Annotated in this window: 12 protein-coding genes; 5 read left to right on the top strand and 7 right to left on the bottom strand. The window is 56.1% G+C overall.

All coding sequences use genetic code 11. The features are described from left to right. The first annotated feature begins 5 nt into the window (after positions 1-5). A complete protein-coding gene (locus tag CBB62_11255; protein OUT40045.1) occupies positions 6-2,174 on the top strand; it encodes a malate synthase G in 2,169 nt (722 codons plus the stop codon). Positions 2,175-2,239: 65 nt separating this feature from the next. On the opposite strand, the gene CBB62_11250 is transcribed toward CBB62_11255, so the two are convergent. From CBB62_11250 to CBB62_11230, 5 genes are all read right to left on the bottom strand, one after another. Then, positions 2,240-3,022, bottom strand: a complete 783-nt coding sequence (locus CBB62_11250; protein OUT40044.1) for a hypothetical protein — start codon at positions 3,020-3,022, stop codon at positions 2,240-2,242. A gap of 27 nt (positions 3,023-3,049) precedes the next feature. Beyond that, entirely contained in the window at positions 3,050-6,280 is a 3,231-nt protein-coding gene (locus CBB62_11245) for a hypothetical protein (GenBank protein ID OUT40043.1), read from the bottom strand. 302 nt (positions 6,281-6,582) lie between these two features. Continuing rightward, positions 6,583-7,425, bottom strand: coding sequence for a hypothetical protein (locus tag CBB62_11240; GenBank protein OUT40042.1), 843 nt, complete (start codon positions 7,423-7,425; stop codon positions 6,583-6,585). Between the two features lie 58 nt (positions 7,426-7,483). Next, the gene (locus tag CBB62_11235) at positions 7,484-7,879 is read right to left on the bottom strand and encodes a hypothetical protein (GenBank protein OUT40041.1); all 396 of its coding nucleotides are present in this window, start codon (positions 7,877-7,879) and stop codon (positions 7,484-7,486) included. A gap of 1,227 nt (positions 7,880-9,106) precedes the next feature. Beyond that, the gene (locus CBB62_11230; protein OUT40040.1) at positions 9,107-10,006 is read right to left on the bottom strand and encodes a LysR family transcriptional regulator; all 900 of its coding nucleotides are present in this window, start codon (positions 10,004-10,006) and stop codon (positions 9,107-9,109) included. 167 nt (positions 10,007-10,173) lie between these two features. Between CBB62_11230 and CBB62_11225 the strand changes: the two genes are divergently transcribed. The 4 genes from CBB62_11225 (at position 10,174) to CBB62_11210 (ending at position 17,481) form a co-directional block, all read left to right on the top strand. Then, positions 10,174-12,351: a catalase/peroxidase HPI gene (locus tag CBB62_11225; protein OUT40039.1), complete on the top strand. Its 2,178-nt coding sequence runs from the start codon at positions 10,174-10,176 to the stop codon at positions 12,349-12,351. A 374-nt stretch (positions 12,352-12,725) separates the two neighbouring features. After that, positions 12,726-14,510 carry an asparagine synthase (glutamine-hydrolyzing) gene (locus tag CBB62_11220; GenBank protein OUT40038.1) on the top strand — a complete coding sequence of 595 codons (1,785 nt, stop codon included), beginning with the start codon at positions 12,726-12,728 and terminating at the stop codon, positions 14,508-14,510. Between the two features lie 2 nt (positions 14,511-14,512). Continuing rightward, complete coding sequence (locus CBB62_11215) at positions 14,513-16,324, top strand: GNAT family N-acetyltransferase (GenBank protein ID OUT40037.1); 1,812 nt, start codon at positions 14,513-14,515, stop codon at positions 16,322-16,324. After that, the gene (locus tag CBB62_11210; protein OUT40036.1) at positions 16,321-17,481 is read left to right on the top strand and encodes a peptidase M42; all 1,161 of its coding nucleotides are present in this window, start codon (positions 16,321-16,323) and stop codon (positions 17,479-17,481) included. The genes CBB62_11215 and CBB62_11210 overlap by 4 nt, the downstream gene beginning before the upstream one ends. Before the next feature lie 66 nt (positions 17,482-17,547). Here the strand turns inward: CBB62_11210 and CBB62_11205 are convergent, their stop codons facing one another. Together CBB62_11205 and CBB62_11200 are read right to left on the bottom strand one after the other, a co-directional pair. Continuing rightward, positions 17,548-18,414, bottom strand: coding sequence for a DUF4062 domain-containing protein (locus tag CBB62_11205; protein OUT40035.1), 867 nt, complete (start codon positions 18,412-18,414; stop codon positions 17,548-17,550). 388 nt (positions 18,415-18,802) lie between these two features. Continuing rightward, positions 18,803-19,867: a 6-aminohexanoate hydrolase gene (locus tag CBB62_11200; GenBank protein ID OUT40034.1), complete on the bottom strand. Its 1,065-nt coding sequence runs from the start codon at positions 19,865-19,867 to the stop codon at positions 18,803-18,805. Positions 19,868-20,018: the final 151 nt, after the last annotated feature.

Below are 20,018 nucleotides of genomic sequence, written 5' to 3'. Positions count from 1 at the left end.
TTCCCATGACCGCACGCGTGGACGTAAACGGCTATAAGGTGGCCAAGGAACTGGTCGATTTCGTCAATGACGAAGCAATTCCCGGCACCGGTATCGATCAGGATACATTCTGGAACGGCTTTACCGCGGGGCTTGACACATTGGCCCCGAAGAACCGCGCCCTGCTCGCCAAGCGTGATGCGCTGCAGGCCAAGATCGACGAATACCACCGCGCCAATCCCGGCCCGGTCAGCGATATGGGTGCCTATAAGAAATTCCTGACCGAGATCGGCTATCTGGTCCCGGAAGGCGACAAATTCGCAATCACCACCGCCAATACCGACCCGGAAATCGCCGAGGTTGCCGGTCCACAGCTGGTGGTGCCAATCCTCAATGCCCGTTATGCCCTCAACGCTGCCAATGCCCGCTGGGGTAGCCTCTATGACGCGCTCTATGGCACCGATGCCATCAGCGAGGAAGGCGGCGCAGAACGTGCCGGGGGTTACAACCCGACCCGTGGTGCCAAGGTTATCGCCTGGGCCCGTGACTTTCTGAACAAATACGCCCCGCTGGAAAGCGGTGACTGGACTGATGCGACCAAACTGAGCGTCAGCGGTGATGCGGTGATGGTTGCTCTGGGCGACAAGCAAACCGCGCTGGCCAGCCCGACCCAGTTCGAAGGCTATCAGGGTGATGCTGCCGATCCGTCCTCGATCCTGTTGCAGCATAACGGCCTGCATATCGACATCCGCATCGACCGCACTCACCCGATCGGCAAGGATGACAAGGCCGGTATCGCCGACCTCGTGCTGGAAAGCGCCATGTCGACCATTCTCGACCTTGAGGACAGCGTTGCCGCCGTCGATGCCGAGGACAAGGTGCTGGCCTATCGCAACTGGCTGGGCCTGGTCAAAGGCACCCTGACCGACACCTTCCAGAAGGGTGGCAAGACCGTTGAGCGTCGCCTGAATGCCGACCGTGAGTATACCGCCCGTTCCGGTGGTACGGTCAGCCTCCACGGTCGCTCGCTGCTGCTGCTGCGCAATGTCGGCCACCTGATGACCAACCCGACCATTCTCGATGCCGCTGGCAATGAGATGCCGGAAGGGTTGATGGATGCCTTTATCACCCCGCTGGTCGCCCTCCATGACCTGCGCGGTGACAGCGACCGCAAGAACAGCCGGGCCGGTTCGGTCTATATCGTGAAGCCGAAAATGCACGGGCCGGAAGAAGTCGCTTTCACCAACGAGATTTTCGCGACCGTCGAGAAACTGCTCGGCCTTGCGGAAAACACCATCAAGGTCGGCGTGATGGATGAGGAACGCCGCACCTCGGCCAACCTCAAGGAATGCATCCGCGCGGTGAAGGATCGCATCTTCTTCATCAACACCGGCTTCCTCGACCGCACCGGCGACGAGATCCACACCTCAATGGAGGCAGGTCCGTTTGTCCGCAAGGGCGACATCAAGGGCGCCGACTGGATCAGCGCCTATGAGGACCAGAATGTCGATATCGGCCTCGAATGCGGGTTCCGCGGCAAGGCCCAGATCGGCAAGGGCATGTGGGCCATGCCCGACATGATGGCCGATATGCTGGTTCAGAAAACCGGTCACCCGAAGGCGGGTGCCAATACCGCATGGGTGCCGTCACCAACCGCCGCCACCCTGCATGCCACCCATTATCACGCAATCAGCGTGGCCGAGCAGCAGGAGAAGCTGGCCAGCCGTGAGCGGGCCTCGCTCGACAAGCTGCTGACCATTCCGGTGGTCGAACGCCCGAACTGGCAGGACAGCGATATCGAGCAGGAACTGGCGAACAACGCGCAGGGCATCCTCGGTTATGTGGTGCGCTGGGTTGATGCCGGGGTAGGTTGCTCGAAAGTGCCGGACATCAATGATGTCGGTCTGATGGAAGACCGCGCCACCTTGCGTATCTCCAGCCAGCACATCGCCAACTGGCTGCGCCACGGTATCTGTTCGGAAGATCAGGTCATGACCGTAATGAAACGGATGGCAAAGAAGGTCGATGAGCAGAATGCCGGTGATCCCGACTACAAGCCGATGGCGGGCAATTTCGACAACTCTATCGCGTTCAAGGCTGCCTGCGACCTCGTCTTCGAGGGGACGAAACAGCCAAACGGCTATACCGAACCAACCCTGCACAAACGCCGCCTCGAGGTGAAGGCAGCGGGCTGAGGAGGGTCATAGTTCAAATAGCTCCAGCGGATATGGAAAACGGGCCTTGATGGCCCGTTTTTCGGTTATGCCGCCGGTACCGCCTTTTTGCGGGGGACAACCGCCATGCCGGCGAGCATATTCCGCTCCTCCATCCGGCGCAGGGTCTTGATGATCTTCTCGGTGACGATAGCCCCCTTGGGCACAATGATTTCGCCGGTGCCAAGCTTGATATCGCTGACCACAACATCACCGGTCCGCACATCATCAACCGGTACAACCAGCCGTTCCATCGCCGCATTCATGTCGCCGTCGGCTTCCTTCTTGAGCGTCAGGAACAGTTCATCCAGCTTGGCCTGATCCATCAGTTCGTTCGGTGAGGCATCAAACTGCATCCGCTCAATTTCGGCCTGCAGCAGTTTCGCCTTTACCCGCTCGGGATCAATGATATGGCCCACCTCGCCCGGCGGGTTCTCCATTGCATGGCCGATCCGTTTCGCCAGATGGTCGAGCGAAACCGGCTTGCGGATGAAGGCCTGTACCTGCAGCCAGGCAGCGGTCTGCACCTTGTCATCCTCGGCATAGCCGGTGAGAATGATGATCGGCGTATCCTTACGCGCATTTGCCTGATCGGTGCGTACCGCCCCGACAAAATCCAGCCCGGACAAATAGGGCATCGAATAATCACAGACGATCAGATCAATCGCCCGCCCCTTGGACATCAGCTCGATGGCATCAAGGGCGTTGCTGGCCACACGGATTTCCATGAAGCCCAGCGATCGCAGCATGGAACGCACCATTTCACGCACCGGCTCCTGATCATCAATGACCAGCGCAATCTTGTCGTCATATTTCAGCTCACCAGACATACTCGCCTCTCAAAATCTTGTAGTGCCCTATGAGGAAACAGTTTTTTTATCCAGCGCGATGCTGATCTTTTCTGCCAGATCATCGCGCCTGTATGGCTTTGTCACCACGCCTCCATTAACCGACTTGCGGATTTTTCTCAGAACCGACGCATCGGCATAACCGGTGGTAAAGATCACCGGCAGTTCGGGCCGCAACTTGCGTGCCTCAATCGCAAGCGTTGGCCCGTCCATACCACCCGGCATCACAATATCCGTAAACAACAGATCGATCCGACAGATCGAGGAAACAATCTCCATAGCCTCCGGTCCGTTTGTCGCCTTGAGGACCGTGTAACCGAGCTCCTCGATAAGTCCGACCGCAACATCACGCACCGCATCCTGATCTTCGACCACTAATATAATCTCGCCGGACCCTTTGACCAGACCGGCTGATTTGACCGGCTCTGCCGCCCGATCGGCGCGTTCGGTGACGGCAGGCAGATACAGCCGGACCGTGGTGCCGCGCCCGACCACGCTGTCAATCTGGACATAGCCGCCGGATTGCCGCATCAGGCCATAGATCATGCTGAGCCCCAGCCCGCTGCCCTTGCCCACCGCTTTGGTGGTAAAGAACGGCTCGAACACGCTGGCAATCTTGTCCTGTGGAATACCGACCCCCGTATCAATTACGGAAATCACAACATAATTGCCCGGCAGGATTTCATCCGCCTGAAACCGGCGCGGATGTGTGATGCTTGTCTCCGCACTCTCGATGGTCAGGTTGCCGCCGTTAGGCATGGCATCACGGGCATTGACCGCAAGATTGAGAATGGCGGATTCCAGTTGCGCCCGATCCGTCACCACATTGGCAATGTCAGGCATCAGGCTGACCTGCAGCTTGATGTGCTCCCCTAGACTGCTGGTGAGCAGATCGCGTAAACCCCTAATCATCTGGTTGGGTTCAAAGATGCTGCTCTCGAGCTTCTGACGCCTTGAGAACGCCAGCAAGCGCCGGGTCAGTTCGGCACCACGCTCGGCCGCATCGAGCGCCGCCGTAATCTGCCTTGAGGTCTTTTCGGTTGTCTCGACCTCCCGCTCCAGCAGTTGCAGGTTGCCCATCACCACGCTGAGCAGGTTGTTGAAGTCATGGGCGAGGCCGCCGGTAAGTTGCCCGACCATTTCCATCTTCTGTGCCTGAACCAGCTTGTACTCGACGGCTTTGCGGTCCGTGACATCGGTCATCACCGCAAGAGAGCGCTGGAACTGGCCGTCATCATACATGGCGATGGCCGAGAGCAGCACCTCGATCAGCTCGCCATCCTTCTTGACCATCTGGTATTCAACATCGCGGCATTCACCCTTTTCAAAGAATGCGGGCAATACCTCGTCCACCGCCTTTTTCCGGGATTCCGGGGTCAGGAAATCAACCGAGCGCCTGCCGATCACCTCGTTACGGTCATAACCCATAACCCGCAGCCAGTAGTTGCTGACGCTGATCAGACAGCCCGTGGCATCGATCGAATACATCATCACCGGCGTTTCATCATAGAGCAGGCGGAACCGATCCTTCTGCTCATTGATCCGCGCCTCCTGCTGGCGCTGTTCGGTGATATCCCGGCCCTCGGCAATGATGGTGGTGACATTGCCATGGCCGTCAAATACCGGCTTCAGGGAGAAATCGATCGGCACCACACGGCCATTCCGATCCTGAATCTCCACATTGTAGCGTATAAACTCGCCACGCAGAGCACGGCGGAAAGACACCTCAAGCTCGTGACTGAGATTTTCCCGGCTGGGCCACCAGTTGTGCATCCATATGGGTTTCTGGGTCAGCGCCTCACGCGTACGACCCGTCAACTCCAGAACCGCATCATTGGCCTCGATAATGTAGCCCCTGATATCCAGGACAACACAAAGCTGGAATGTCTGGTTAAAGATGGCCCGGTAGAGTAACTCGGCCTTTGTGGCCTCGGCGCGCGCTTCCCGTTCCGCCGTAACATCGGTCATGGTGGCCACGGCGCCCGTCAGCTGCCCGTCACGGTCATGCATTGGTGCGGCATGACACATGATGATCTTTCTGGAACCATCCTTCGGTGCAATGACCATCTCCTGATCGATGACCAGATCGCCCTTGGCCGCCCGAACCAACGGCACCTCATCGACAGCCAGACGAGTTACACCATCAGATCCGTACAAATCATAATGTGCCGCCCACTGTTCCGGGGGCAGATTGCGCACTCCCTTGCCGTGAAACTCCTGCGCCGCATCATTGAAAAGGATCAGTTCGGCATCCTCGTTACAGGCAACGATGCCATCCTTGATATTGGCCAGCACGGATTCCAGAAAGACACGGTTACGTGCCTTCTCCTGCTCATGGAGCTTGGCATCGGTAATATCCTCGAAGAACTTGATTACCCCGCCAATACCGCCATGCCGGTCATGCCATGGCACGATGGTCCGGCGTACCCAGATTGTCGGCCCGTCCGGCAGCGGCAGCACGTTCTCGGAAATAACCAGCGCGCCGGTATCGAGCGCGAGCCTGCTCTGTTTGCGCCACTCATCCGGCAGATAGGGCATGACCTCATCATGGTTCCGGCCAATCAGGTCCTGTTGGCCCAGCTGGTTGAGATCAAGCCAGCTGGCGCTTGCCGCAAGATAGGTCATGTCCAGATCGAACATGGCCATGGCAATCGGCAGTTGCTGGAAGAACCGCTGCAACTGTACCGGGTCGAGGCCCAGACCTGCGGCATCGGCATCGGCTTCACCCTCACGCTGCCGGGCAGCCGCGCCATAGCCTTCGATAATATCGACCACAAGGGCCGCGAGTTCCTGAAAGCGTGCCATCTCCTCAGCGGAGAAACGGTCACGCGGTTCGGTATCCATCAGACACAGTGTGGCAATGGCGGAGCGCTGCCCCTCCTGACACAACGGTATTCCGGCATAGAAGCGGATTGATGGATCAGCGGTTACCAGCGGGTTATTGCAAAACCGCCGGTCTGCCACGGTGTCCGGAACCACCACTGCGCCATCGGATGACAGGGTATGGGCGCAGAAAGCAGTTTCAGGCTCCACCTCCCCGAGGGGCGGGCCATAGCTGGCGAGGGTAAACTGCCGCTTGTCGTCAAGTACCGAGACCACGGCGATAAGCATGTCGAACAGCGAAGCGGCGAGCCTGACAATCCGGTCCAGTGCCGGGCTCGGCCCAAGGGTCGACAGCGCATGCGCCGATAGCACTGCAGATCCGCTACGCCGCTCAGCCAGAGCCGACTTGTTCTCCATAAACTCGCCCGTTCCCGGATGACGCCATCAAACCGTCAAGACACCATATAGAAGAGGCTTGAGCGGACGCCTCATATCCTGCTGCAACAAGACTAAAGAAAACAAAACCACTAATTCAAGTTAAAACCATACACCCATCAATTTAAAAGCATAACCGGATAAGATAAAAAATGATAAAATTATATATTTATTTTTATATAATGCCGTTTATTGCACAGGAAAACAATATTTCGGATATCGAACGAAACCAAAGAAATCGCAAGCCACAGCATCATTTACACGGTTGGGCGTTCACGAATTGATCAATGTGCCATCAAGACCGGGACAGGCAACTGCTTCAGAAAATCGCGGGTCGCACCACCCAGGACATATTCCTGAAATCTTGAATGACCATAGCCGCCCATGACCACCAGATCAGCGCCCGCCTCCTGTGCCCGTTGCGCGATCAGATCACCGACCGGCTGGTTGCCGCGGGGTATCGTGGATATCTCCGCCTTGATGCCATAGCGGTCAAGCATGGTCGCCAACTCGGCACCCGGCATATCATCGGCGCGGGTGGATGGGTCAATCATCAGGATCGTCACCGTACCGGCCTTGCCCAGCAGCGGCATGGCACGCCGCACGGCCCGCAGCGCCTCACGACTGTCATTCCAGGCAATCAATATATTGTCCGGGCGGAGTGCGCCCATACCTGACGGTGCTGCCAGCAGCGTCGCATCGCAGTCGAACAGCGCGCCGGAGAATACCTCGGCCATGGTCTTGCCAGCCCCCGCACCGTACATCCCGCCAAGCACGATCAGATCGGCGAATTGTGCCAATCGACCGAACTCATAACCGGGCGCACCGTATGGATAGGCAACCGGGCAGACCTCGCCGAGAATATCCTCAGCCAGCAAGACTTCCCGCGCCGCCGCGACGAGCGCTTCGGTCGCCTGCTTGCTCTCTTCAATGAACTCGGCGACCGCCATGCCGGAAGCATCGCCATAGATGAAGGGCGGATGATCGGCCAACCGGCTGTGCACCGCAATGGTCAGATGGGCAGAATATTGCCGGGCGATTTCCACGGCAGTCTTCAGCCATGGCTGGGTATCCGGTTTGTCCTCGATATAGGTCACTATGGATTTGTAAGGCATGACAACATCCAATCCTGATCACGGTTAAATCCTGATCATTGAGCAGCCCTCGCGGGCGGAGCAGTCGGGCTTAAAGTGCCGCCATCGTGGTCTGGTCAACCTGCTGTTTGACGTCCTCCACGGCTTCCTCGACCTGTTTTTCATACAGGCTGGCAATCCGGCCGAATTCATCGGAGTAGTTTTTCGCCGCCGTCTCGAAGAACTGGCCATACACCTTCATGACATCGCCGGGACAGTTGCAACTGCCGAGGCTCTTGAGGGCCTCACGGTCCTGCTCCAGACGGCTCTCGATGAACTTGAAGCACTCCCGGTTCATCGAGATGATTTGCTGGAAGAAATGTTCCTGCGCCTCAGCCGCGGATTTCAGTGACCGCTCATGGGCGCAAATCAGCGCTTCCATATCAAACAGTGGAAAAGCGCCTGTAAATGACCGGGGGCCGGTTGTTGTTTTTCTGGTTTTGCTCATCAGATGGTCCCTCCCGTTGCTGTGCCGTCAGGCCCGAATAGCGCCAGTCGACAGCCTTATAAAAATACAACTGTAAGTTGCGGGCATTGATTCAGATCAACGTAGTGCGGATTTTCATCAATATGCAATCGGACACTCAGAATGTTTGCTACTTTAGAAAGCGCTCTCATGAGTTTAAAGCGGTAAAAATTAGGACAAGTGCATTGAATTCAACTCTAACCCACTACCCCACCAACAAGGTAATTCGTCTTAAAAATATGACTTGCCCTTATTGTGGCTGTGACCTGACTACCGTACCCGTTATCAGCAAGGAACATGTCGTAGGGCGTAAATTCGTCCCTAAAGGGAAGTTAAATAGGCATTGGAACTTGATCGTTAATGCCTGTGAACCATGCAATAATCGCAAGGCCGACTTGGAAGATGATATATCGGCCATTACGCTCCAGTTTGAGGGCGAAAAAGCAAATCCAAACTATGATAGTGCCACCAAAGAAGAGGCAAGCCGTAAGGCTACAAATGCAATTAGTCGTAGAACAAAAAAGCCAGTGAAGTACAGTCACGAAAACATTAAATTCAGCTTACCTTTTGGATCTAATATCACCTGTAACTTCAACTTCGTATCTCCACCACAGATTGACGAAAAACGTGCCTTTGCGTTAGCACGCCTACAACTTACTGGGTTTTTCTACTGGATAACGTACCAGAAGAACAAAAAACGTGGTTATTGCTGGCCAGGAGATTTCCACCCATTAATTATCGTGAGACGTACTGATTATGGTAACAAGATCATCACGGATTTTGCCGATGCCGTATCAAACTGGGCACCATGTGTAATTGGACATACAGCGGAAGGTTTCTATAGCATCTGCATTAGACACTACCCAGACACGAAATGCTGGTCTTGGGCCATAGAATGGAACTACTCCATGCGTTTAGTAGGATTCTTGGGCGACCGATCTGTGGCTAAGTCAATTATCGATACGCTCGGGCCACTTGAAATGAATCATCAAGATTTAGGCAATGGGAATTACATTCGCTTTCGCACAGAAACCCCGCTGGTAGATAACGATGATAATTTATTTGCAGAAGCGACACCTCTTCTAGGCGACTGATTTTATTAGTCTGCAGTCTCAACGAAGCGCGAAACATACCGGCATGACAAGATTGAGGCGCTCCTGCGTCATGCTCTCGGACATAGCGGAGAGAGGTGCGGCGCGGCATGGCCAATCAGATCAGCCGGTCGCGGCCACAACCCTGCAGGGTACGGGCAATCTCGGCCCATTGTGGCGCCAATGGGCTGGACTTGCGCCAGACCATGCCGACCGTGCGCGTCGGACGCGGTGATGGTAAACGTTCAACCGAGACATCGGCGAGACGGGTTTCGGTCGGCACCGCCATTTCCGGGATCAATGTGACCCCGATATTGGAACCAACCATGCGCACCAGTGTCGACAGTGAGCAGCCCTCCATCATGTCCCGTGCCGCCAGTGTCGACGGCTTGCAGAAGGACAGCGCCTGATTGCGAAAGCAATGGCCCTCCTCGAGCAACAGCAGGCGCATCTCCCGCAACTGCTCGGCATCGGGTACCGGTTTGTCGGCATCGGCACGGGGCCGAACCAGCACAAACTCTTCATCGAACAGGACTTCTTCATGTAGCGCGGGCTCAGATACCGGCAACGCCACAACGGCCATGTCGAGCCTCCCCTCGTTCAGATCCCGGATCAGGGTCTGGGTCACCGCCTCACGCGGCAGGATATCGAGATCAGGGCTTTGCGCCCCCAGTTCACGGATCAGCCCCGGCAGCAGATAGGGTGCGATGGTCGGGATGATGCCGATGCGCAAGCGCCCCGTAAGGACGCCGCTTTCGGCACGGACAAGGTCGTTCAGTTCATCAACCGAGCGCAATATTTCGCGTGCCCGCCGGGCAAAGGTCTCACCGAGACTGCTCAACCGTATCTGCCGGGCGCTGCGTTCGGTCAGCGGCGCACCCAGCAATGCCTCCAGTTCCTTGATCTGAACCGAGAGTGCAGGCTGCGAGATACCGCAGGCATCGGCGGCCCGACCAAAATGGCCATGACGCGCCAGTGCCTCGAAGTATCTGAGATGTTTCATAGTCAGGCCATTCATAAGAAAAACTTATCACAAAGATTAGAATTTCAAAATTCCAATAATATTTAGAACTGTTATAAACAGGCCTCGATTGCGGGCTTCGGACAATGCGCGCGCGACGCCCGATATGACCAATTTTATACCAACCGATAAACAAACCTGATTGCAGGAGAGGAGACATAACAATGGACGGTATCGATGTTTCAGGCGGCGGCAAATGCCCCGTCATGCATGGCGGCAACACCATGGCAGGCTCAAGCGTCACGAGCTGGTGGCCCAATTCCCTCAATCTCGACATCCTGCATCAGCACGACACCAAGACCAACCCCATGGGCAAGGACTTCAATTATCGTGAAGCCCTGAAGAAGCTTGATGTCGATGCGCTGAAAAAAGACCTCCATGCACTGATGACCGACAGTCAGGAATGGTGGCCTGCCGACTGGGGCCATTATGGCGGCCTCATGATCCGCATGGCATGGCATGCGGCCGGTTCCTATCGCCTCGCCGATGGTCGCGGCGGCGGCGGCACCGGCAACCAGCGCTTTGCCCCGCTCAACTCCTGGCCGGACAATGCCAGCCTCGACAAGGCGCGCCGTCTGCTCTGGCCGATCAAGAAGAAATACGGCAACAGCGTCAGCTGGGCCGATCTGATGATCCTCGCCGGCAATATCGCCTATGAATCCATGGGCCTGAAAACCTTCGGGTTCGGCTTCGGTCGTGAGGACATCTGGCATCCGGAAAAAGACATCTACTGGGGTGCCGAGAAGGAATGGCTGGCACCGTCCGACAGCCGTTACACCGACCTCACCAAGCCCGACACCATGGAAAATCCGCTGGCGGCAGTCCAGATGGGCCTGATCTATGTTAACCCGGAAGGCGTGAACGGCCAGCCCGATCCACTCAAGACCGCCGAGCAGGTGCGGGTAACCTTTGCCCGTATGGCGATGAATGACGAGGAAACCGCTGCACTTACCGTTGGTGGCCATACGGTCGGCAAGTGCCACGGCAATGGCGATGCCAGCACCCTTGGGCCAGAGCCGGAAGCGGCAGGCCCTGAAATGCAGGGCTTCGGCTGGGACAACCCGAATATGAAGGGCAAGGCATCCAACGCTGTCACCTCCGGTATCGAAGGAGCATGGACCACCAATCCGACCGTGTTCGACATGGGCTATTTCAAGCTGCTGTTCGGTTACGACTGGGAACTGAAAAAGAGCCCGGCCGGTGCCCATCAATGGGAGCCGGTGAATATCCGGGAAGAGGACAAGCCAGTCGATGCCTCCGATCCATCGATCCGTCACAACCCGATCATGACCGATGCCGATATGGCGATGAAGATGGACCCGACCTACAACGCGATCTGTCAGAAATTCATGGCCGATGAAGCCTATTTCCGGGACACCTTCGCCCGCGCGTGGTTCAAACTGACCCACCGCGACATGGGCCCGAAAATCCGTTATGTCGGCCCCGATGTGCCGGCAGAGGATCTGATCTGGCAGGACCCGATCCCGGCTGGCAGCACCGATTACGATGTGGCAGCGGTCAAGGCCAAGATCGCCGCCAGCGGTCTCAGCCTCGCCGAGATGGTCGCCACCGCATGGGACAGCGCCCGCAACTTCCGCGGCTCCGACCTGCGTGGCGGTGCCAATGGTGCCCGCATCCGTCTGGCACCACAGAAGGACTGGGTCGGCAACGAACCGGAGCGCCTCGCCAAAGTTCTGTCAGTACTTGAGCCGATTGCCAAAGAGGCCGGTGCATCCATCGCCGATGTCATTGTCCTCGCGGGCAATGTCGGCGTCGAACAGGCGATCAAGGCAGCCGGTTATGCGGTCGAGGTACCGTTCGCACCCGGTCGCGGCGACGCCAGCGATGAGCAGACCGATGCGGACTCCTTCGAGGCTCTCGAGCCACTGGCGGATGGTTATCGCAACTGGATCATGAAGGAATATGTGGTAACGGCAGAAGAAATGATGCTGGACCGCACCCAGCTGCTCGGCCTCACCGCACCGGAAATGACCGTACTGGTCGGCGGCATGCGGGTCATGGGCACCAATTACGGTGGCACCAAACATGGCGTGTTCACCGACCGCGAAGGCGCCCTGACCAACGATTTCTTCGTCAACCTGACCGATATGGCCTACAAATGGGTACCGGCTGGCAATGGCGTCTATGAAATCCGTGATCGCAAGACCGATACGGTCAAATGGACGGCATCACGCGTTGACCTCGCATTCGGCTCGAACTCGATCCTGCGCTCCTATGCCGAGCTCTATGCCCAGGACGACAATGGAGAGAAATTCGTACAGGATTTCGTTGCCGCCTGGACCAAGGTCATGAACGCCGATCGCTTCGATCTCCACGCCTGATCAGGCATCATCAGACAACAGATAAAGGCTGCGCCCGTAACCACTCGGGCGCAGCTTTTTTATTGAGCCCGGCTTGGAAATGGCAACGCTGTGATGCTGTCAGGAAAAATTCAGTGCCGCGTTGGTCGCAAAATTTACAACCAAGAGCCACAAAAAATAAAACCCCCATCGCAACAAAAAATCAAGCACACAAAAGTACAACAAACAAGTCATTGCCGTTTACGAAACAACAACTCCAGAATTTTGAAAATTACTTATAACGTCAAAAATTTGGCCTTTATTAGCAAAAAATGAAAAAATAACCTTGATCTGACACGCAACAACCATATGTCGTTGGACATCTTTTTAGCATTAATCAGAAACAGGTACGAATTGTGTGTGGAATTTGTGGAGAAATTCTCTTCAAAAATAAAACCTCTGCGACCGCCTCTGCGGCACGCATTGAGCGGATGTCTGAAGCCCTTGCTCCGCGCGGGCCTGATGGCGGCGGCATCGTCATTCGCGGACGGGTCGGCTTCGGTCACAGACGGTTACGCATTATCGATCTTTCGGAGGCATCGGCACAGCCTTTCGTCGACACCCAGCTCGGCCTGACCATTGCCTTCAATGGCTGTATCTACAACTACCCGGAACTGCGCGATGAACTGATTGCCGCCGGTTACAGCTTTTCCTCAACCGGCGATACCGAAGTCATTCTCAAGGCATGGCATGCCTGGGGCCCGGATTCCGTGAAACGCCTGCAAGGCATGTTCGCCTTTGCGATCTATGACCGCGAGACTGGCCGCGTTGCCTTTGCACGCGACCGTTTCGGCATCAAGCCGCTCTACTACACACAGGATGACAGCGGCATTCGCTTTTCCTCGACACTGCCGTCACTGCTTGCCGGCGGCGACATCGATACGACAATCGATCCGGTTGCCCTGCACCACTACATGAGCTGGCACGCGGTCGTGCCACCGCCGCGCACAATCCTGAAAGGTGTCCGCAAACTGCCGCCAGCCACGGTTCGGCTTGTCGAGCCGGATGGCCGCCTGAAGGATATCCGCTACTGGGAGCCGGACTTCACCCGCAGCGAAGAAGACGCGCGCCGCCCGATGGCCGAATGGCGCGACATGGTGCTTGATGGGCTGCGTCAGGCCGTGCGGCGTCGCATGGTTGCCGATGTTCCCGTCGGCGTCTTGCTCTCCGGCGGTGTTGACAGTTCGCTGATCGTCGGCCTGCTGGCCGAGGAAGGGCAACAGCATCTCTCGACCTACTCCATCGGCTTTGAGGCCGCAAATGGCGAAAAGGGCGACGAGTTCATCTACTCCGACATAATCGCCAACAAATACGGCACCGATCATCACAAGATCATGATTCCGTCGGATGAGATGCGGAATAACCTGCCAAACGCCATTTCATCCATGGCAGAGCCGATGGTCTCCTATGACAATATCGGCTTTTACCTGCTGTCCCGGGAGGTCACAAAATCGATCAAGGTCGTTCAGTCCGGACAGGGCGCGGACGAGGTCTTTGCCGGCTACCACTGGTATCCGCCACTGGCCGAAACCAATGATCCGGTCGAGACCTATGCCGGCACGGTTTTTGATCGAACTCACAAGGAACTGGCAACGCAGATCAACCCGGATTATCTGCCGGAACGGGATGAGAGCCTGGCATTGCTGCAGGCGCATTTCGCACAGCCCGGCGCTGATGATCCGGTCGACAAGGCACTGCGATTTGATACCAATGTACTGCTGGTCGATGATCCGGTGAAACGGGTCGACAACATGACCATGGCATGGGGCCTCGAGGCGCGGGTACCGTTCCTCGACCATGAGCTGGTCGAGCTTGCCGCCCGCATTCCCGCCGAACACAAGCTGGCCCAGAACGGCAAAGGCGTGCTGAAAGAAGCCGCCCGCAAGGTCGTCCCGTCCGAGGTCATCGATAGACCCAAGGGCTATTTCCCGGTGCCGGAACTGAAATACATACAAGGCCCGTATCTCGATATGGTGCGCGATGCCCTGAGCAGCCAGAAGGCAAAGGAACGCGGCCTGTTCCAACAGGGATATCTTGACCAGCTGTTCGATGACCCAACCGGTCACATCACCAAGCTGCGGGGCTCTGCCCTCTGGCAGGTGGGCATGGTCGAAATGTGGCTGCAGGCACAGGGGGTATAATCATGGCGCCGACTAGTCAGGTCCGTCAGCGCAGTCAGGAACACCGTCTGCGCCGCATCCGCAGCGAGGGGATGCGGCCGCCGATCGCTGTCGAGCAGACAGGCGACAAGGATGTCGTCTTCGATTGCGGCTGGGGGCGACTTATCTTTGCCCAGACATTCGAATCAACCGAGGCACTCGCCGATACGATCCGGGCCGAAGCGCCGGAACAACGCGACATCGCCTTTTACGTCAAGGATCCGCACCTGCTGCTTGCCAACGCACCGCAGGAGCTGTTTCTCGATCCGTCCCACGCCTTCCGGCTTGATCTGGCGACCTATCGGGCCAAACGACGGCAGAACAAGGCGTTCTTCATCCGCCGCCTGACCACGCAAGAAGATGCCGAGGCGATCAATCTGATCTATTCCAAATGCGGCATGGTGAATATCGCCGCAGATTTCTTCTGGTCACGCAAGGATGCCCGGGCACTAACCGTTCTGGTCGCCGAGGATGCCGAAACCGGGGAAATACTGGCCTCTGTCATGGGGGTGGATCATCACCTCGCCTTCAAGGACCCGGAACGCGGATCATCCCTGTGGTGTCTGTCGGTTTCACCGCAGGCGCCTCATGCCGGTCTCGGCGAAGCACTGGTCCGCCATCTGGCCGAACATTTCAAGGCACGCGGCGCATCCTATATGGACCTGTCTGTTCTGCACGATAATGAACAGGCAATCGCGCTTTATGAGAAGCTGGGTTTTCGCAAGATCACGGCCTTTGCGGTCAAGCACAAGAACCCGATCAATGAGAAGCTCTATGCTGGTGAATTGCCGGACAGCGAGCTCAACCCCTATGCCAGACTGATCACCGATGAGGCGCGCCGCCGGGGTATATTTGTTCATATCATCGATGCAGAGGATGGATATTTCCGCCTCAGCTACGGCGGTCGCACCGTCAATTGCCGGGAGTCCCTCAGCGAATTTACTTCCGCCGTCGCAATGTCGATCTGCGATGACAAACGCGTCACCCGCCGGATTGCCGACAAGGTAGGCGTCAATGTCGCGGAACAATGTATCGGCACAACACCGGAAGACCATGCCGCCTTCCTCGAAAAACATGGCTCTGTCGTGGTCAAACCGGCACGCGGCGAGCAAGGCAAGGGCATCTCGGTTGGTCTGAAAACAGTGGCTGAAGTCGATGCCGCCATCGCCCGGGCCAAAGAGGTCTGTGAGGATGTGATCCTGGAAGCCTGCTATGACGGCGAGGATCTTCGCCTTGTCGTAATCGATTATGAGGTCGTTGCGGTAGCGATCCGGCGACCGGCCCGCATTGTCGGCGATGGTCACCGGAGCGTCCGCGACCTGATCGCAGCCCAAAGCCGGCGCCGCGCCGCGGCAACCGGCGGTGAAAGCCGTATTCCCATGGATGCGGAAACCGAGCGTTGCATCGAGAATGCCGGCTATACCCTCGACAGCGTGCCAACAGAGGGCACCGAGATCACTGTCCGCAAGACCGCCAATCTGCATACCGGCGGGACAATTCACGATGTCACCGCCGAAACCCACCCGGCCCTTATTGGTGCCGCGATCCGCATGGCCAAGGCAATCGATATTCCGGTTACCGGTATCGACCTGATGATCAAGGATCACACCCAGCCGGACTACATCTTCATCGAGGCCAATGAACGCCCCGGTCTTGCCAATCATGAACCGCAACCGACAGCAGAGCGTTTCATTGATCTCCTGTTTCCTTTATCCAAGAGGGCACAGGAGCGACGGGCCGAGTTCCACGAACTGACCGTCGAACAGGAAACCGACAAGGCCGACGCGCGTACATGACAAAACTTGAAATCGATACCGACTACCTCCGAACCCAGCTCCAGCAACTGCTGGATATCGCCAGCCCGACCGGCTTTACCGACAATGTGGTGCGTGAGGTTTGCGACGAGCTGTCCCGGCTCGGCGTGGATTTTGAACTGACCCGCCGCGGTGCCATCCGCGCGCGCATGCCGGGCGTGGACAAGCAGCCCGCACGGGCCTTTGTCTCGCATCTGGATACATTGGGCGCACAAATCCGCAGCATCGATACAGACGGCAAGCTGAAGCTCGTCTCCATCGGCCACTGGTCGGCCCGGTTTGCCGAGGGTGCCCGTGCGACCATCTTCTCGAAACAGGGCAGCTATCGCGGCACCATCCTGCCGCCCAAGGCATCCGGCCATGCTTTCGGCGAAGAAGTGGATACCGCGCCGGTTGGCTGGGACCATGTGCGCCTGCGCATTGATGCGCGCGCCGGCAGTGTCGAGGAGGTAACCGCGCTCGGCATCGGTATCGGTGACATAGTCGCCATCGATCCGCAGCCGGAGTTTCTCGATAACGGCTTCATCGTGTCACGACATCTGGACGACAAGGCTGGCGTCGCCACCATGCTGGCCGCGCTCAAGGCGATGCGCGATGCCAACGCCACCCCGGTGGTCGACACGATCTGGCTGTTCTCGATCTCTGAAGAGGTCGGCCACGGTGCCAGCCACGTGCTGACACAGGATATTGCATCAATGGTCGTGGTGGATAACGGCTGTACCGCACCGGGCCAGAACAGCGCCGAATTCGGCGTCACCATCGGCATGGCCGATATGACCGGCCCGTTCGATTACTACACCACGCACAAGCTGATCGACCTGTGCACGGAAAACGATATTCCCCATCAACGGGACGTCTTCGTACATTACCGTTCCGACAGCGCCTCGGCAATCGAGGCCGGTGCCGATGTACGCACGGCACTTGCCACCTTCGGCATCGACGCCAGCCATGGGTATGAACGTATTCACATGCATGCCCTGCAGTCGCTGGCCGAACTGCTCACCGCCTATGCGCTGAGCCCGGTCGACATCAAGCGCGACGCCGAGGAAATCGGCCCGATCAAGGGCTTCCCCGAACATGACGTCGAAGCCGCCGACCAAAATTTCGACCCGGAACTGGCCACTACTAATACCCAGTAGGTTACGGCCAGAACGAGTGAATTAACCCACCAACAGCGCGTAAAACATCATAATTCCAATAGTAAATTAGCCCACAAGCGGAGACAGCTTATCTGCAATATCAAAGCCCCTTGACGTCACCTCGAATACCTCACCCTTGACCCCACGCGGTTTTATTAGCTTTTCGCCTTGCAACTGTTCGAGTGCGGCCTCCCAGCGGGCAATAGACCGCTGGTCTTTTGAATCTACAAAGTTAATTCCATTTGTCTGTATTGCTTGCCCACCAATATACCGCATGTGAGTAATAATTCTGTTGCGATCCTTTGCTGCCTCAACCAACAATCTTTGAGCCTCATTCGACAAACGTTCTTCTACAGCGCCATCACTTACCGAATTTGCCTCCCCAAAAAATTCTTGCGCACCTCCAGCGACAGCTTGAGACAAATTAAGGTTATCTCGAATCTTTATTTGAATTTGTCGCCTAAATTTGTCTGAAAAATCAGAGATATTGTCATAGGTTTCGACCAACCCCTGATCCAAGCACCATTTTTTAAACTCTTTAAGAGCAGAGTATTGAACCGGATCGAGGCTTTCTGGAGCAACCGGTGCAGTAGAAAAATATACCATTGCTGGTTTTTTTTCGTTGATGTGACGTTTGATCTCTTCAACTGTTCCACTCTCAAAATCACCCGTAGGGGTTCCTAATCGAGTCCAAAACACACCAATCAGTAAATCGCAATTATCCAAAACATTTTGGTTTATAATATCTTGGGCTCGGCCAGACAAGTCAGGAGCAGAATGCGTTTCCCAACTAACTGGAAGAACAACACATTTAGTCGATTTTGAATTTATGTCATTCCATTCATGGATAATATCCCGAATAATATTTCTTTCTTCGATAACATCAGCAGGAGATGCTATCATTACTGAAAATACAGTAGCTTTATATGCCATTACTAAATCATACCTCTTGAATTTTTACTACTTTCTACAAAAAACAACAATCGAGCATTACCATAATAAAACCATTCACAACAACCCTATATTTAAAATTATTAAATAATAATTCAACAAAATTCAAACCAAGATATTAAAAATAAATACAATATCAATTTTGACAATTGCCTAAAAATTAACAGAGACGACAGATTGTTCCGCAGGGCCGTGAGAATACCAGCGCTTCTGTGACGTCAGGATTGACGAAGACAAAGTCTGGATTTTATAGCGGCGCTGTAAGACTAAACTCCACGGCCCTCAGATTACCTGCTGAAAGGCTAGTTTATGCGCCAAGGTTGTAGCAGGTGCGGTCATAGGCACCAATGAAGCAGAAGCGGTATTGCGTTCAGGATCGGGAGGCAGCTTTGTCATCGCCAGATAGTGCCGTGATAATGGAGCCCAGCAATTGGTGCAGATCATCGCGGTGGGTAATGGTTGTACGCCTTGGGTTGGCATCTGACGTCATCACCACGGTCAGGTCATGATCCGGTACGACATAAAGCATTTGCCCGCCATAGCCCCAGGCATAGCGCACATCTGCTCCATTGATCCGACCGAGAAACCAACCGTAACCGTAACCGTCACCGGTGTACCGGGATCGGGTGCGGGCAGTCCATGATTGCCTGATCCAGTCAGCAGAAACCACCTGCGTGCCATCTGCCGCCTGACCATGGTTGCGATATACCTCGCCGAATGCCAGCAACGACCGTGGGCTCATGGCCATCTGGTTGCCGCCCAGGTAAATCCCTTGCGGATCGCGATCCCAGCCACCAATGCCGAAACCGTCAACCGCTGCAAACCAGTCCAGCGCATTGGCACGGGTTGATTTGCCGGTCACCTTTGTCAGGATTGCCGAGAGCAAATGGCTGGAGCCGGTCGAATACAACATGTCGCCACCCGGTTCATCAACGAATGGCCGGGACAGCGCATTGCGGACCCAGTTGCTGCTGGCAACCCAACTGCCGTAATTGGCGCCCGACGTTCGCTGCAATCCGGCCTGCATCGAAAGCAGGTGCCCGATCGTGATCTCGGACAGCCGGGGATCAGGGTCGGCCGGCATATCATCACGCAATATTTCAATAATCGGCTGATCGGTGCCTGACAGCATTCCCCGGTCAATGGCGATACCGACCAACGCTGACATCACGGTTTTGGAAGCGGATTTGATATTGGTTGGCACCGTCGCCGAGTGGCCATTATAGCCCCGCTCGGCGACAACTTCCCCACCCTTGGCAACGAGCACGGTTTCAAGTGCAGTGAGTGCATCGGCATTCTCCAGCACCTGTTCCAGCGTATAATTTTGCGCAGATGCCGACCGAACGAGGCCGGTGAAATGTAGCATTGTGCCAAGCAAGGCGGCAGAACCACCTTGCAAAAGAGTGCGCCGGGTTGCTGTTGAAGAATCCATCATTGATGGCCGCTTGCTTGCCGTGTGACGATCTGGAACTACACAACATGACATAGTGCTGCGCTGACACGGGACAAACCATTCCTGCGCAGGTTTCCAAATGCAGCCACACTAAACACGGCAAAACCGCGGCTTACAGGGCAGCCAGATTTAC

The organism is Micavibrio sp. TMED2, assembly GCA_002168225.1.
Taxonomy (GTDB): Bacteria; Pseudomonadota; Alphaproteobacteria; order TMED2; family TMED2; genus TMED2.
The sequence above is the reverse complement of the archived record's forward strand: the minus strand, read 5'-3'. Positions and strand labels throughout refer to the sequence as shown.